Raw genomic sequence first — 13,374 nt, 5'->3', positions numbered from 1 at the left:
GCTTACTGCCGTTCAAGATGGAATCAAGCTATCTGCCGTTTGTCTAAGCCGCACCTATCCCACCCTTGGGATGTTCCAGTAATGGACGAAGGAGCTAACTTAATCGGATATACCCAAATCCCCACTTCAGCACCAAGATCGTCTACAAAAGAAGTGATAATCAGGACCATAAAACCAAAACACTAAATAGAGTGAGCACGTTCCCGATCCATTACCTTTACTAAAATCACCCACGGAATGATGAGCAACGCCAGCATGAACCACCACTGCCAAGTAAAAACCGCGCTGCTTACCCATCTTTCGAGCTCGAACTGCGCATCCTGAAGCTGTATCTCATGCAATTGATCCTTCATAACTTCTTACCTCATCGGAAGATGATTTTTTATCCCCTCCCTGTTTATTTTACACATATTACGCAGAACTACCCCTATTATGAAAAAAGACAGTCGCGGCCGCATCGCATTTAACCGCATGGATGACGTTCGAAGACCCTGCTTCGCAGGCTGCGTCCGTGTATGTGCTGGCGCTGCGCAAATGCTCTTCGCAGAACGCAGCCGCGTCCTCACCAGTAATCTCCCAAACAGGCTTGCCGTCCGCCGCACCAGCCTCAAACAGTTGGGCCTTCACCCTTGCCATCTGCTGCTTGTATTCACGCCTGCTCTCAATCATTTATTTGAACAGTCATTCGGCGGGCATCGTCGATCACTTCGTGCCGCCTGACCGGATCGCAGCGATATCGTGACGTTGCGGGCTTGACAAATTGAACTGAATTGTGAATAATTACATGTAAGTAAGTACTTACAAAAGGAATGGGCAGGGACGACTCGTGAACCAAACAGTGGGCACCAGAGACAAATTGATATTGGCGGCGATCGACCTCATCGCGGAACAAGGGTACGACGGAACGACGACGAAGGAGATCGCCGCAGCGGCCGGAGTCAGCGAAGTGACGCTGTTTAGGCATTTCGGCAGCAAACAGGCGCTGCTTGTCGCCGCGTTCGAACGATACCATTACGCCGGCGAAATGACGAAGCTGTTCAACGAGCGGATGACGTGGGACGTACGGACAGATTTGATGTTGGTCGGACGAACGTACCATGTGATTATGAACCGGAACAGGAAGCTGATCGATATCGCGCAAAAGGGCGGCAGCCGGCTTCCCGAGGAAGTGCTCAAGCACGCTTCGCAGCATCCGGTCCAACTAAAGAAGCTTCTGACGAACTATTTCTCGTCGCTCCTTGAACAAGGGAAAATCGCTCCGATCGATCCGGAAGTTACGGCCATGTCGTTCATGTGGATGAATTTGGGGGCGTTCAGCAGCAAATTGGTGGAGTCGTCGAATTCGGACGTTACGCTTGACACGTTTATCGAGCGGAGTGTCGATCTTTTCGCTAGGGCGCTGGCTCCCTAGTTTTTTCTTGCCCAGGATGTAAGTAAGTACTTGCATACATTGAAAGGAAAGGATGTTGTCCTCATGCAGATTTCATCCAAAGAACTCGCCGGCCGGCGCATCATGCGCGTCATGCTGTTCACCGCCGTCTTCAGCGCGATGAGCGTACTCATGTTTAACATCGTGCTGCCGGAACTGAGAGCGGAATTTCAGATCGACTTGGCCCAGGCGAGCTGGCTTTCGTCCGGCTATCTTCTCGTTTATGCGATCGGAAGCGTCATTTACGGAAAGCTGGCGAACCGATACCGCCTGAAACATTTGCTCACGTTCGGGCTGATCGCGTTCGCCGCCGGCTCGCTGGTCGGCTTCGCGTCTACGGCGTTTTGGCAGGCGTTGGCCGGCCGTCTCCTGCAGGCGGCCGGCGCGGCGGTCGTTCCGGCGGCGGCAATGCTCATTCCGATCCGTTACTTTCCACCGGAGCGGCGAGGCGGGGCGATGAGCATGACCGCAGCCGGCTTGGCGCTCGGCACCGCACTCGGACCCGCCGTAGCCGCACTGCTGCTCGCCGTTCTGGATTGGCGCTGGTTGTTCGTTCCGCCCGTCCTCGTTTTGGCGTTGGTGCCGTTTTTCCGAAAGTACGTGAACGACGATCCCGCCCCGAATCCCGGGAAGATCGATTGGCCCGGTGCCGCGCTGCTTGCCGGGACGGTCGCGCTAGCGCTGCTCGGCGCGACCTATTGGTCGGGGCGGTTGTTTGCGGCGGCAGCCCTAACGCTGTGCTTACTCGTTTGGCGGCTTGCGACCGCGCCCGAACCGTTCGTGCAGCCGGCGTTGTTCCGGAACCGGAGCTACGCGGGCGGATTAGCGATTACGGCCCTGATTTCCTGCGTCGCGAGCGGCATGGCGTTATTGCCGCCGGTGCTGCTCGCCGACGTCTACGGGCTCGACTCCGAATGGATCGGCTTTGCGCTCGTGCCGGCCGCCCTCGCTTCGTTTGCGCTGAGCCGCACGGGCGGGAAGCTGGCGGACCGGAGGGGGGACTCCAGCTTGTACACGCTCGCATCCGGGCTGCTGATGCTCTGTTTCGCGCTGCTCGCCGCCTTTTCCGGCGCGGCGCCCGTATGGACGATTCCGTTGTTCCTGATCTTCGGCAGCGTTGGCCAGACGTTCATCCAAGTCGCCGTCTCCAACTCGCTGTCCAAGACGTTATCGAAAGAGCAGGCCGGCGTCGGCATGGGGCTGTTTACGATGACGAATTTTATCGTCGGCGGCATGGCTGCTAGCGTCTACGGCTTGCTGCTTGAGATGGATGTGCACGGCTGGAATCCGCTCGCCGCCGGCGCGAACGCCGGGATGTTCGCCAACTTGTTTTTGGGCTTCCTCCTCCTTCACGCGGGATTGCTGGCGTATTACCGGATGAGGTTCCGTCCGGGCCGGCTGACAGAACCGCGGCTGTCGGCCGAAGGGAGGTGAAGGCGTCATGACAAAATTGGACGGAACGGCGCTGGTCGAAACGGTTCGTTCCTGGCCCGGCGTGGCGCTTCGGCCGCATCGGTTCGGCGGGACGGAATTCGTTGTGAACGGGAAGGAAATCGGCCATATGCACGGCGTATCTCTCGTCGATCTGCTGCTGCCGAAGGCTGCACGGGACGAAGCGATCGGGCTCGGCAAAGCGGTACCACACCACGTGCTGCCGGAATCGAACTGGGTTTCGGTTCATTTGTTCACGGAGACGGACGTCCGCAGCGCGCTCGAACTGCTTCGGTTCAAGTATGACCTGTTGGTCTCTTCCAACGCGTAGTCGACGGCTCGGATACGTTGGGAATAAAACGGACCGCCGTTGGGCGGTCCGGAACAGCTGCCGCGAGGCGAACTGCCCCCCTGGTCTTTGTGCTATCGAGCGTAATATGGGTAGTTTCCAATATAGGAGCTTCTGGCGCTCAGCCTTGCCTGAATATAAGTGCCGTCCCATGAAGCGAGGCGCCCGGTACAAAAATATCTCCTGTCCCCATCTCGATTACCGGAAACTCATGGGCTTCAAGATACCTTTGGGTAATAGAAAGGTTGCTTACTTTTACTGCATATCCAACAAAGCCCGGTAAAGAAGGCAAAGTTTCTCCCGGGAGCAGATTCGTTAAACGGGACTCGGGAATAATTGTCATTCGCCCGCCAGCGAGATCAAAAACACTTAGCCCCTTCTCTGTTCGAGATTCAATTCCCAAATATAATCGGTAGCGCGATACATAGGTGTCGAGTTCTCCATCCTGAACACACAATATCGCTTCCGCTACCCCAAGCGCCCCATTCGGATGTTCCGTACGGATCCTTGTTCGCAAAGTGTCCTGTGATTGATCTTCCGCGAAAGCCAACCTTCCTTCGGACACTTGTTCATCCTCAATTTCTAACAAGCGTACAGGAGCCAGCTGCGTACCAGACTGCGTCTCCACAGGACGCTGCACAGTATTTACATTGCCATGTCCGACTCTCTCATGGTCCATACGAGCCGCTGAGGCAGTCACATCGGAAGAGCAGAAGACCACTATATGAGTTCCCTCGAAACGTGCAAGACAGCGTGATATCTTGTTAACAGTCTTCTTAATCGAAGCGATAACACTCGGGAGCGCGGCTGGGGGGACAGAAAACGACACGCAATGTGCGTCTTGAGGAATTTCTGTGCCTTCTTGTACAACTGTCACGATTTCAATAAAGTTATCCTCAAAGTTGATATGCGCATTCGCTGCTCCAAATGGTTTAGGTGTCTCGCCTACTTTCTCAGCGACCATCGGATAGGCCGGTGGCTGGCACACGAAACCCAGCTTCCGGTAAAGCTCCAGCGTAGTTTCCATCTCGTAGACGACATGCCCCACATGGTGAATTTTTGTGATTTCGGTCCCCATTGTGCATCCTCCCGCCTCGTCCTGATTAGTTATGAATTACATAGGATCATTTCGAGTTATTGATCATACAGCTTTATAATAACATATATTGGAACTTATCTACCCGTTACTTTAATGGAGCAAGGCAGCCGATCATCTTAGCCGGCTGACGCGGCAAAAATAGACGGTACGCGATTGGCAACCGTCTATTTTTGATTTCCGAATGGAGCTCTATGAGTGTTGTGATCTGGCTGTGATCCTACACAACAGTACATCCTATGAAAGTACATCAGCCTTGGAACCTGTGGCTTACTCAGGTAACAAAGCACAATTCCGAACTCTGTCCAATCAAGGCAGCACAGCTGTTCATAATATGCTGAAGCTGAACCGAAGGGAGGCGGCAACTATGGGTTATGCAGGCGGAACTGGTGCAGGCGGCGGTTACGGCGGCGGACTGACGAGCACGGGGGTTATCCTGGTTCTCTTCATCCTGCTCGTAATCATTTCTCGTGCATTTATCTAATTTCTTAAGCGCCCAATCCATGGGCGCTTTTTAATACATAAGTTTGGATCCTCCCACGGAATCGGCTCGTTATTCATTGAGAAAACGGCAGCAGAGCATCAGGCCGGCTGCCGTCATAGGTTTAATCAACTATCGTTCCTCGATAGCTTAAATGTCTCTTCGTATCTCAGGATTTTTTCATTCATTCGTTCTAACACAACGCTCATCTCGTTCATTCTGGTTAATAATAGCTTACGCTGCTCGGTAAGGAGATCTTTTCTCACTTCGATAGTATCATCACCTTGTTGATACAACTTAACATACTCAATTAATGTTTCAATAGGGAGACCTATACCTCGCATACATTTGACAAATTCGACCCATCTACAGTCTTCTTCTGAATAATTTCTAACTCCGCTTTTATTTCTATTCACTCGAGGGATTAGTCCGATACGCTCATAATAGCGGAGAGTATCCTGCGAAAGATCAAATTTTTTACTCACTTGCGCGATTGACATCATACCCATTCACCTTTCCCCGTTGATAGTCCTTTGGAGTGATCGCGGGCTGTCCTTCTGTAGAGTGAAGCAACTATTACTGTGGACCAACTACCGGATGAGGAATATACGGCCCCTCTAGCAAAGCAACTTCCTCTGCGGTTAATTTAGTGGAAAGTGCAGCTACCGCATTTTCGAGATGAGATATTTTTGTTGCACCGATTATCGGGGCTACTACAGGTTCTTTTTGCAGCAACCAGGCAAGCGCGATTTCCACTCGGGAAACTCCGCGTAGTTCCGCAATAGCAGCGATCTGATTCACAATCAACTGATCTGCATCAGAAGTAGCATCATATTTTTGTTTTGCAATTTGATCGGTTTCGGAGCGATGTGTGGTCTCATTTGTATCTCTAGTCAACCTTCCTCCGGCAAGCGGACTATATGGTATGACACCAATTTTCTCAGCTTTGCAAAGCGGAAGCATCTCCCTCTCCTCTTCACGATAAATAAGGTTTAAATGATTTTGCATCGAAATAAACCGGGTCCATCCATTATTCTCGGCAACATGTAAGGCCTTCAAAAATTGCCACGCAAACATAGCCGAAGCACCGATATACCGTGCTTTCCCAGCCTTTATCACATCATGCAGGGCTTCCATTGTCTCTTCAATCGGCGTATCGTAATCCCAGCGGTGAATCTGGTACAGATCGACATAATCGGTTTCCAGACGTTTCAGGCTTTTATCAATTTCACTCATGATTGACTTTCGAGATAGCCCGGAACCATTGGGGCCTTTATGCATGCGGCCGTGCACTTTTGTGGCAATAACGATTTCATCCCGATTGGCAAAGTCCTTCAGCGCCCGTCCTACTATTTCCTCACTTGTCCCGTCTGAATATACATTTGCAGTATCGAAAAAGTTGATTCCAAGCTCTAGAGCTTTTTTTATTATTGGACGACTGTTCTCTTCATCCAGCACCCACGGATGAATCCATCTGCCCTTCTCGCCAAACCCCATACAGCCCAAGCAAAGCCTCGATACATCCAAGCCGGTATTTCCAAGCTTCATATATTCCATCAGGTTATTTCCTCGCTTCCAAATAATTCGTTGCTATTACGAACACTTCATCTCCAGCTTAACCTCTGGAGTGAACTCCAAGTCAAGCTTAAATATGATCATAATCATTAGCTGCTGCCCGTATTAACGTAACTGCCCTTTAATAAAAATGGAGCAGCTGCCGCCAGGCAAAACTGCTCCATGATGAATTTAACTAACGTTCCCGGATAGTTTGTTGATGCGATTGTAATCTAATGTTCGCGAGGAGCTAGATGCTTTGTTGAGTTTCTGCAAACCATGCAAGTGCAAGCTGCTCCATTCTCGTTACAAAGGCTTTCTTTGCTGGACTATATTCGCTTGTGTTTTCAAAGTGTTGAGCTAATTCTTCCTTGAACCGGCTGTATCTTGCAACTTCTCCCGGATGACTTCTCAAGTAATCTCTGAATATAAGATGCCGTTCGATTTGGGGATTATCTGCCTGATAAAAATGAATGTGATGGGTTCTGTTTTCTCCACCTTTGCGGAATAGCCTTCTTCCCGGAATCCCCCAGTCCCCAGCAACATCATAACCAAGGGAGTGCATTTTATCGTTAAACAAATCAACATTACTGATATTTTTCACAATACATATCATGTCAATGACAGGCTTAGCTTTTAAACCGGGAACTGAGGAGCTCCCAAAATGTTCAATTTGCAGGATCTCATCCCTAAATATCGTCATCAGGAAGTCAGCTTCCTCTTGGAAAAGCCTGGTCCAATTCTCGCTATATTCACTGAGTCTAACCTTCATAAAACTCCTCCTACAGACACAGGTTATACTCATATATATTTCATATAATGTTAAAATTACCTGCCAGTTAGCACAGCGAAGGCAGCCGGTCGATGCCTTGGTGTTTTCTTTCAATTAATTCGACGCGGGAGTCTGAATATAGCCCGCATACCTGGAAGCCTGCTCCGCCAGCTCGGCATCCGTCAGTTTTTCGACCCCATAGATCGCAAAAAAGGGCAGATAAACGCCGTGGCATTTGACAATCGTCTGTTCAATCGGTCGCAGCAGCTCTTCGATCGTAAACCGGTTATCCCCGTCTGTTTGGTAGGACTCCTCCGGACTTGCAATCGTCGTGGCGACGAGAAATTCCTTGCCTTTCAGATGTTCACCGCCTGTACCGAAAGCCCAGCCGTAGGTAAACACGTCGTCGAACCATTTTTTGAGCAGAGGCGGGCAGCTGTACCAGTAGAACGGAAATTGCAGCACAATCCGGTCGTATTTCAGTAATCGCTGTTGTTCCTTTGAAACTTCGATACGCCAATCAGGGTATTCGTGGTAAAGGTTATAGACATCTACGCCGCTTTGCGCGTGAAATTGCTGTACCAAGGCGTGGTTCGCCCGGGATTTTGTTAAATCAGGGTGTGCTACGATAACAGCTACTTTCATGCTCATCATCCTTTTCGATTGATTCGTAGCATCGCGATCTACACCCCCATTATTGTCAGGAATGACGAGACCCGTAAAGTACTCTCTTTTTTCTGCGTAAGTCTGGTACGGCGTACCTAGCAGGGCAACTGGGAAAGCGGCAACTAGTACGCATAAACGTACTAAGTACGTTCTAACGTCATACTGGTGCAATTCTGATTTATTTGGTAACGTAGCATTAGGATGGATTTGGAAAATGACACACAGGAGGGGCGATCAATGCCAGAGGGAATTCGCGACTCGGTGGCTACGCAAGGGATCATCGCCACACTGCAGGTGATCGGGGGCAAATGGAAGCCGCTCATTTTATTTATTTTGCTGCATGAGGGAACAAAACGGTTTGGAGAGCTCCGGCGAATGCTCCCTAACATTACTCAGGGCATGCTGACCAATCAACTGCGCGAAATGGAACGTGACGGCCTGCTCATCCGCCGCGTCTATCAGGAAATTCCGCCCAGGGTCGAATATATGCTGTCCGAGCACGGACAATCGTTAAGCGCTGTGCTGCGCGACATGTGCACCTGGGGTTTTAATCATCTCGAGTTTATGCGAAGCGACGTACAAAGGGATGAGAGCTCGGTTTAAATGCAAATTCGTGCTGTCGCCCTTGGCCGCATTGATTGAACTGAGTAAGAATATCGACACCGGCCAAATCCGTCCCTCACTGACCGATACAAGTAGCAACAAGGGGTGGAGACCGATTTCGTTTATGGATGGGTCTATGCCCTTTTGGAGCATGGACTCCCTGCCGTGTTCTGGAAGGCAAGGCTGCCGATTGGAAAGGATGATCCCCCGAAAATGGGTGGCTTGTGGACATGGGTTTCCTTGGCCATGTGCGTCGATTGCTTACATCTCATAGTAAAGGAGCGCCTCCTTGATGGTGTACAAACCCATCATACCGAGGCGCTCCTTTTTTGGCAAAGCCGATTCCTTAGGCTATACAGGAATGTTTAGCGCAATGGCCAACTGTTTCCGTATTATGCGGGTCAGACGTTTGCACCAAGCCGCGCGTACAGGATGTAATCCACGGCGGCCGGCTCCCCCCCCCTGCGCGGAGCGCGGCGTTGATCTGCCCGCGGTGGTACTGGCCGTGCAGGGCTACATGGATCAATATGTCCCGCGGGGACGACTCGAACGGTGCTCCGGCTATAGTGCGATACGCGATAGGTTTATCTATGCGATCTTCGGGCAAGGCGTCGAGCCAAGCCCGGAAGCCGCTCCCATTCGCCTCGATCAGCGCAGCGTAAGCGGCAGGATCGGCATGGTCCTCCCATACGGAGAGACCCTCGCTGCTCTCACCTCGAAGACGGGTCAGCCAGATGCGCTCCGCTAGGAGCACGTGCAGGAACAGAATCGATGCCTTTTCAGCTTTTTCCGCAGGTGCAGCTCGCAGTGCCTCAAGCAGCTCGCGGTTCGCCCAATCCAAGTGTGCGAACAAGTTTCGAATCGTTTGCATGACCGTCGACCTCCATCATCCCAGATCTCTTACCTTATATTCCCTTTGATTTTATCACGCATCTGCATGACATCCAACGTCCATCCGTGTGAAGTCTGTAGATTATTGGAATTATCCTGCTCGTTACTTCAATGAAGAAGGGAGCAGCTGCCGCGTGGCGATCTGCTTAAACTTCATAGTAAGGAGCGCCTCCTTGATGGTGAATTGGACTATACCCATCATACCGAGGCGCTCCTTTTTTTGACAAAGCCGATATTTCTTAGGCTATACAGGAATGTTTAGCTGAACAGCCTGACAGAATCTCGCCGGCAAGCTGTGAATTAACCGGGTTGTCGCGATCTGATCGAGAAGGCTTGCTGCGCGGTGAGCTGCACACGGTTTCGAACTTTTTCTTTCGCACTTCGGTTTTATCATTAATTTCCATACCGTTCCTCATTCCGTCACTCGATACCCACCCTTTAATTGTCATATATTCAGACGAATTCCTTTTTAGAGAGGTTCGATCTTTATCCCTGCACAATCCGAATCCATGAGACCGATGACTTCCCGGATTGGCTGTCGTCTATATAAACGAAGGCATAAATGAACACAATCTATTTGACGAAGAGGTGTTTTGAAAATGGCATTAACGTCCGCATTCACGAGCTTCAACCTGCCTGTAAAAAACGTAGAGCAATCAAAAGCGTTCTTCACCGGACTCGGATTCGAGCTCAATCCGCAATTCCCCGAGAACGAGAATTCGGTAGCCATTGTGATCGGCGACAACCTGCAGGTCATGCTGATCAATCAAGCATTCTTTAATACGCTCACGGAGAAGGAATCCGTCGATACGAGCAAGTATGCGCAGATGACGGTCGCTTTGGCCTTCGAGAGCCGGGAAAAGGTCGATGAAATCGTGAATACCGCGGTCTCCTTGGGCGGGAAGTTGCACGCTGAACCTGAAGATCATGGGTTCATGTATCATTGGGGCTTCGTGGACTTGGACGGCCATCTGTGGGCTATTAACTACATGAACATGGATGCGGCAAAAGGTTAAGACTAACGGAGAGCAATAATTCGCAATACCTCACGCCAGGACTTGAATTCTGGAGCTATCCTGCCTGTCAGCTTAACAACTAAGCCGCGAAACCGTTGTTGATGGAACCAACAGAACGAGAAGAGACCCCACCATCGGTGGGGCCAATTCTCCGGATCATCTCAACAGCATCCAGGTTGATCCAAGTCTTCTCTTTGCCGTCTTTAGATTGAACACGAATGAAACTTACACCTGCCATATCCTCTGTTATTATATAGTATTCAACAAATCGATCCTGCAGCTGCGCTTAAGTAACCATTATTAACTGTATGCCGCGGCGTTTCACCATACATCTGTATTCAACTAACGTTCCTCGATAGCTTAACGGTTATTTATAATACGGTTCTTCGTATCATCTATTCAGTGAAATCAGAGTGCACCCAATCGGGTGCACTCTGGCTCCTTTACTTATTTTCCCACAGCGATCCGAAGCGCAGCAGAATTTACTACTTCCCTGGAACTTCAAATCTCTATTTTTGTCTCCAAAAACTCAAGGTACTTCGGGTCATCTTCCATAAAGATTACAATCCCGGCACCCATGTAAGCCCGGGTCAGCTCGTCTGCCGCATTTTCAAGCTTTTCCTGTTCGTAATACAATTGTCCTAGCCTAAGATGAATGTAGGGATTCCCCAACCCCTTCGGACACTGTGCAGCATTAACAAAGCACATGAATGCCTTGTCATAATTCTTCATCTGAAAATGGACATCCCCAATAGCCACATATATCCACGTTGCGGCCTCCCATTCTCGATGATTTTCCGGCAATAATCGGAGGGCCGCAATGTACATATTCTTGCCCGCCTCAAGATTGCCTGCTCTAATCAAATCATCGCCTTGTTTACATAGCGCGGTAACCTCGGCATGGGTGGAATCTGAAAGTTGCATCGCCATCTCTCCTATTCGATTTGAAGCCGCTGCAGGTATTCACCTCTTTACCAGCAACGCATTATTGCTTTTTGACTTTGCCGAATCCTATAATCTCATTCAACCATTGTACCACATATTGGAAGTATCCTACCCTTTAGCCATCAATGCCGCGCGAACGCGGCACCACAGAATCATGAAAATTTATACTTCCTGCCTTATACTATTCTTACGGCTGGTGAGGAAGGTCGATAAGCTATGGTGTTGCGAACCCAACCTTTAGTCTGACTCCGACGACCACGGTACACCACGGAATGTCGCTCCTTTGGGAAGCACGCAGGGTAGATTAACCCTTTTTTGGTTGTTGCACCAGTCCTCAATTCGATGTGCCGAAGAAAGGTGAGTCCTATGGAAGTTCTTATTGAGCGAGCATGCGGGTTAGATGTTTCATAAGAAGTCCATCACGGCCTGCATCGTTACTCCAGAAGGAAAGGAGATTAGGACATTCCGTACCCATACGGTCTTCCTTCTTGATCTTATCGATTGGATCAAGGAGCACCGCTGCACCCACGTGGCCATGGAGAGCACCGGCGTGTTTTGGAAGCCGATCGTCAACCTGCTTGAAGCGGAACAGATCGAATTTCTAGTTGTGAATGCACAGCACATGAAAGCCGTTCCCGGTCGCAAGACGGACGTGAAAGATGCGGAATGGATCGCCGATTTATTGCGTCACGGCCTGCTTACAGCAAGTTTTATTCCTGATCGGAACCAACGTGAATTGCGTGAATTGGTTCGATACCGTCGAAGCTTAATTTAGGAGCGTGCCCGTGAGCATAACAGAATTCAGAAGGTGCTGGAAGGGGCCAACATTAAGCTGGCTTCTGTCGTTTCCGACATTATGGGCGTCTCCAGCCGGGACATGCTGGAAGCGATGGTGAACGGTGAGACGGACCCGGAAAAGCTGGCAGGCTTCGCTCGCCGAACCATGAAGAAAAAGAAAGAAGAACTTGAGCTTGCTCTGCGGGGAAGCATGACTGCCCACCAGCGTCTCATGCTCAAAAGCATGCTGACTCATATTGACTTCTTAAATGAGCAGATTATCGAACTGGATACGGAGGTAGCCAAACGGCTCGACCCTTTTCGGCGCTTCCTTTATCTCATGACGATGTGTATGGTGATGACCAATCCGGATGTGAAGGCCCTGCACCAACACAATGTCCGAGAAAAGAAGCTGAAGAAAATGAAATCCATTATGAAATTGTGCGGCAAGGTAGCAAGAATGCTTGTTGGCCTGGCAAAAAGCAGTGAAGGCTATAGCTCTGCCAAAGTATTTCCACAGGCTGCTTAAATCGCGCTTCTCACCAGTTGATGTATTCGCAGGATAAAGAAGCACGGAGAATCGGGAGACATTAAACAAAAGGGCTCGGACCCATTCCGATAGAAAAACCGACCTCCACCCCTTAGCAAGATGTGACGAAGGAATGAAAGGGCATTGACCCGTTGAGACGTGGGAGTGAAAATCGCTGGGGGCAGCATGGAGACGTGCAGGATATGGAACGATTTGGGTGATATCTACTTCACCTTTGTTCCTGCATGCCCTTTTAACGTTTTCCAGACTACCGGCTCCGCCTGTATCATTCTGTTGAACAACTAGCTAAGGTGTAATCCTGCGAATTCTGAGCTTGAGTGAGATTTTTGAATCGTTTCGAGGGAGCTTAATGACTTTGTGCCTTCTCGTGCATTTTTTAACTCAGGTTTCAAGATACTAAAATTTGCTGTTTAATGGCTTTAATCGTTGCATAATGCATGCCTTCGTGATACAAACAAAAACTAAGACATTCCTTTACTGTCAATAATTCAAGGCCAGCCGAAGTGACATATGGTTGCTCGAGAGATGATTCTAGGCGATGCTCCAAGGTTTGCTCTATCCGATCGATTTGCTTTGATAGCAATTGTAGAATTACATCTAAGCTAGGTATATTCGTTACCCAGTTTTCTGGTTTTGTGCCAGTAGTAAAATATTCTGCTAAATGCTTCGGTAACTCCATTTTTTCATTTGTTAGCCCAAGAGAGAACTTTTCATGAACAAGAAGAATGTGTCCAAGGTTCCATAAAACATTGTTGTTAAATCCTCGTGGTACAGTCCTTGTTTCTTCCCTCACTCATACCTGTGACCTGTTTTA

16 protein-coding genes and 1 pseudogene are annotated in these 13,374 nt (G+C 49.7%); 7 read left to right on the top strand and 10 right to left on the bottom strand.

Annotated elements, in window-relative coordinates:
• Positions 1–182 precede the first annotated feature (182 nt).
• Both PM3016_RS38465 and PM3016_RS36725 read right to left on the bottom strand, forming a co-directional pair.
• Entirely contained in the window at positions 183–353 is a 171-nt protein-coding gene (locus PM3016_RS38465; protein WP_014368845.1) for a hypothetical protein, read from the bottom strand.
• Between the two features lie 58 nt (positions 354–411).
• Positions 412–636, bottom strand: coding sequence for a DUF1048 domain-containing protein (locus PM3016_RS36725; RefSeq protein ID WP_051044960.1), 225 nt, complete (start codon positions 634–636; stop codon positions 412–414).
• Between the two features lie 190 nt (positions 637–826).
• On the opposite strand from PM3016_RS36725, the gene PM3016_RS06540 reads away from it, so the two are divergent.
• From PM3016_RS06540 to PM3016_RS06530, 3 genes are all read left to right on the top strand, one after another.
• On the top strand, positions 827–1,411 hold the full coding sequence (locus PM3016_RS06540; protein WP_014368844.1) for a TetR/AcrR family transcriptional regulator: 585 nt from the start codon (positions 827–829) through the stop codon (positions 1,409–1,411).
• Positions 1,412–1,474: 63 nt separating this feature from the next.
• Entirely contained in the window at positions 1,475–2,863 is a 1,389-nt protein-coding gene (locus PM3016_RS06535) for an MFS transporter (protein WP_014368843.1), read from the top strand.
• 7 nt (positions 2,864–2,870) lie between these two features.
• Entirely contained in the window at positions 2,871–3,191 is a 321-nt protein-coding gene (locus tag PM3016_RS06530) for a luciferase domain-containing protein (RefSeq protein WP_013917100.1), read from the top strand.
• 139 nt (positions 3,192–3,330) lie between these two features.
• Here the strand turns inward: PM3016_RS06530 and PM3016_RS06525 are convergent, their stop codons facing one another.
• A complete protein-coding gene (locus PM3016_RS06525) occupies positions 3,331–4,287 on the bottom strand; it encodes a VOC family protein (RefSeq protein ID WP_014368842.1) in 957 nt (318 codons plus the stop codon).
• 385 nt (positions 4,288–4,672) lie between these two features.
• On the opposite strand from PM3016_RS06525, the gene PM3016_RS37085 reads away from it, so the two are divergent.
• The gene (locus PM3016_RS37085; RefSeq protein ID WP_013917098.1) at positions 4,673–4,789 is read left to right on the top strand and encodes a hypothetical protein; all 117 of its coding nucleotides are present in this window, start codon (positions 4,673–4,675) and stop codon (positions 4,787–4,789) included.
• Positions 4,790–4,914: 125 nt separating this feature from the next.
• On the opposite strand, the gene PM3016_RS06520 is transcribed toward PM3016_RS37085, so the two are convergent.
• The 4 genes from PM3016_RS06520 to PM3016_RS06505 form a co-directional block, all read right to left on the bottom strand.
• Positions 4,915–5,286, bottom strand: coding sequence for a MerR family transcriptional regulator (locus tag PM3016_RS06520; protein WP_041619394.1), 372 nt, complete (start codon positions 5,284–5,286; stop codon positions 4,915–4,917).
• Positions 5,287–5,362: 76 nt separating this feature from the next.
• The gene (locus PM3016_RS06515; protein ID WP_014368841.1) at positions 5,363–6,343 is read right to left on the bottom strand and encodes an aldo/keto reductase; all 981 of its coding nucleotides are present in this window, start codon (positions 6,341–6,343) and stop codon (positions 5,363–5,365) included.
• 247 nt (positions 6,344–6,590) lie between these two features.
• A complete protein-coding gene (locus PM3016_RS06510) occupies positions 6,591–7,112 on the bottom strand; it encodes a GrpB family protein (protein WP_014368840.1) in 522 nt (173 codons plus the stop codon).
• Positions 7,113–7,226: 114 nt separating this feature from the next.
• Positions 7,227–7,757 carry an NAD(P)H-dependent oxidoreductase gene (locus tag PM3016_RS06505; protein WP_014368839.1) on the bottom strand — a complete coding sequence of 177 codons (531 nt, stop codon included), beginning with the start codon at positions 7,755–7,757 and terminating at the stop codon, positions 7,227–7,229.
• Positions 7,758–8,015: 258 nt separating this feature from the next.
• On the opposite strand from PM3016_RS06505, the gene PM3016_RS06500 reads away from it, so the two are divergent.
• Positions 8,016–8,381, top strand: a complete 366-nt coding sequence (locus PM3016_RS06500; RefSeq protein WP_013917093.1) for a winged helix-turn-helix transcriptional regulator — start codon at positions 8,016–8,018, stop codon at positions 8,379–8,381.
• Positions 8,382–8,727: 346 nt separating this feature from the next.
• Here the strand turns inward: PM3016_RS06500 and PM3016_RS06495 are convergent, their stop codons facing one another.
• Complete coding sequence (locus PM3016_RS06495; RefSeq protein ID WP_014368838.1) at positions 8,728–9,252, bottom strand: DinB family protein; 525 nt, start codon at positions 9,250–9,252, stop codon at positions 8,728–8,730.
• Between the two features lie 619 nt (positions 9,253–9,871).
• Here PM3016_RS06495 and PM3016_RS06490 point away from each other — a divergent pair.
• Entirely contained in the window at positions 9,872–10,288 is a 417-nt protein-coding gene (locus PM3016_RS06490) for a VOC family protein (RefSeq protein WP_014368836.1), read from the top strand.
• A 501-nt stretch (positions 10,289–10,789) separates the two neighbouring features.
• On the opposite strand, the gene PM3016_RS06485 is transcribed toward PM3016_RS06490, so the two are convergent.
• A complete protein-coding gene (locus tag PM3016_RS06485; RefSeq protein WP_014368835.1) occupies positions 10,790–11,212 on the bottom strand; it encodes a tetratricopeptide repeat protein in 423 nt (140 codons plus the stop codon).
• Between the two features lie 387 nt (positions 11,213–11,599).
• Here PM3016_RS06485 and PM3016_RS37075 point away from each other — a divergent pair.
• Positions 11,600–12,353, top strand: a pseudogene (locus PM3016_RS37075) (IS110 family RNA-guided transposase); the annotation flags it as partial.
• Between the two features lie 595 nt (positions 12,354–12,948).
• On the opposite strand, the gene PM3016_RS37070 reads toward PM3016_RS37075, so the two are convergent.
• Entirely contained in the window at positions 12,949–13,353 is a 405-nt protein-coding gene (locus PM3016_RS37070; RefSeq protein ID WP_238540456.1) for a DinB family protein, read from the bottom strand.
• Positions 13,354–13,374 lie beyond the last annotated feature (21 nt).

Source organism: Paenibacillus mucilaginosus 3016 (assembly GCF_000250655.1).
In the GTDB taxonomy this organism is placed as follows: domain Bacteria; phylum Bacillota; class Bacilli; order Paenibacillales; family NBRC-103111; genus Paenibacillus_G; species Paenibacillus_G mucilaginosus.
This window is presented reverse-complemented; position numbering and strand designations above follow the sequence as displayed.

Coding starts and splice junctions, on each gene's coding strand:
- PM3016_RS38465 (WP_014368845.1), bottom strand. CDS start 353: ATGAAGGATCAATTGCATGAGATACAGCTTCAGGATGCGCAGTTCGAG.
- PM3016_RS36725 (WP_051044960.1), bottom strand. CDS start 636: ATGGCAAGGGTGAAGGCCCAACTGTTTGAGGCTGGTGCGGCGGACGGC.
- PM3016_RS06535 (WP_014368843.1), top strand. CDS start 1,475: ATGCAGATTTCATCCAAAGAACTCGCCGGCCGGCGCATCATGCGCGTC.
- PM3016_RS06530 (WP_013917100.1), top strand. CDS start 2,871: ATGACAAAATTGGACGGAACGGCGCTGGTCGAAACGGTTCGTTCCTGG.
- PM3016_RS06525 (WP_014368842.1), bottom strand. CDS start 4,287: ATGGGGACCGAAATCACAAAAATTCACCATGTGGGGCATGTCGTCTAC.
- PM3016_RS37085 (WP_013917098.1), top strand. CDS start 4,673: ATGGGTTATGCAGGCGGAACTGGTGCAGGCGGCGGTTACGGCGGCGGA.
- PM3016_RS06520 (WP_041619394.1), bottom strand. CDS start 5,286: ATGTCAATCGCGCAAGTGAGTAAAAAATTTGATCTTTCGCAGGATACT.
- PM3016_RS06515 (WP_014368841.1), bottom strand. CDS start 6,343: ATGGAATATATGAAGCTTGGAAATACCGGCTTGGATGTATCGAGGCTT.
- PM3016_RS06510 (WP_014368840.1), bottom strand. CDS start 7,112: ATGAAGGTTAGACTCAGTGAATATAGCGAGAATTGGACCAGGCTTTTC.
- PM3016_RS06505 (WP_014368839.1), bottom strand. CDS start 7,757: ATGAAAGTAGCTGTTATCGTAGCACACCCTGATTTAACAAAATCCCGG.
- PM3016_RS06500 (WP_013917093.1), top strand. CDS start 8,016: ATGCCAGAGGGAATTCGCGACTCGGTGGCTACGCAAGGGATCATCGCC.
- PM3016_RS06495 (WP_014368838.1), bottom strand. CDS start 9,252: ATGCAAACGATTCGAAACTTGTTCGCACACTTGGATTGGGCGAACCGC.
- PM3016_RS06490 (WP_014368836.1), top strand. CDS start 9,872: ATGGCATTAACGTCCGCATTCACGAGCTTCAACCTGCCTGTAAAAAAC.
- PM3016_RS06485 (WP_014368835.1), bottom strand. CDS start 11,212: ATGCAACTTTCAGATTCCACCCATGCCGAGGTTACCGCGCTATGTAAA.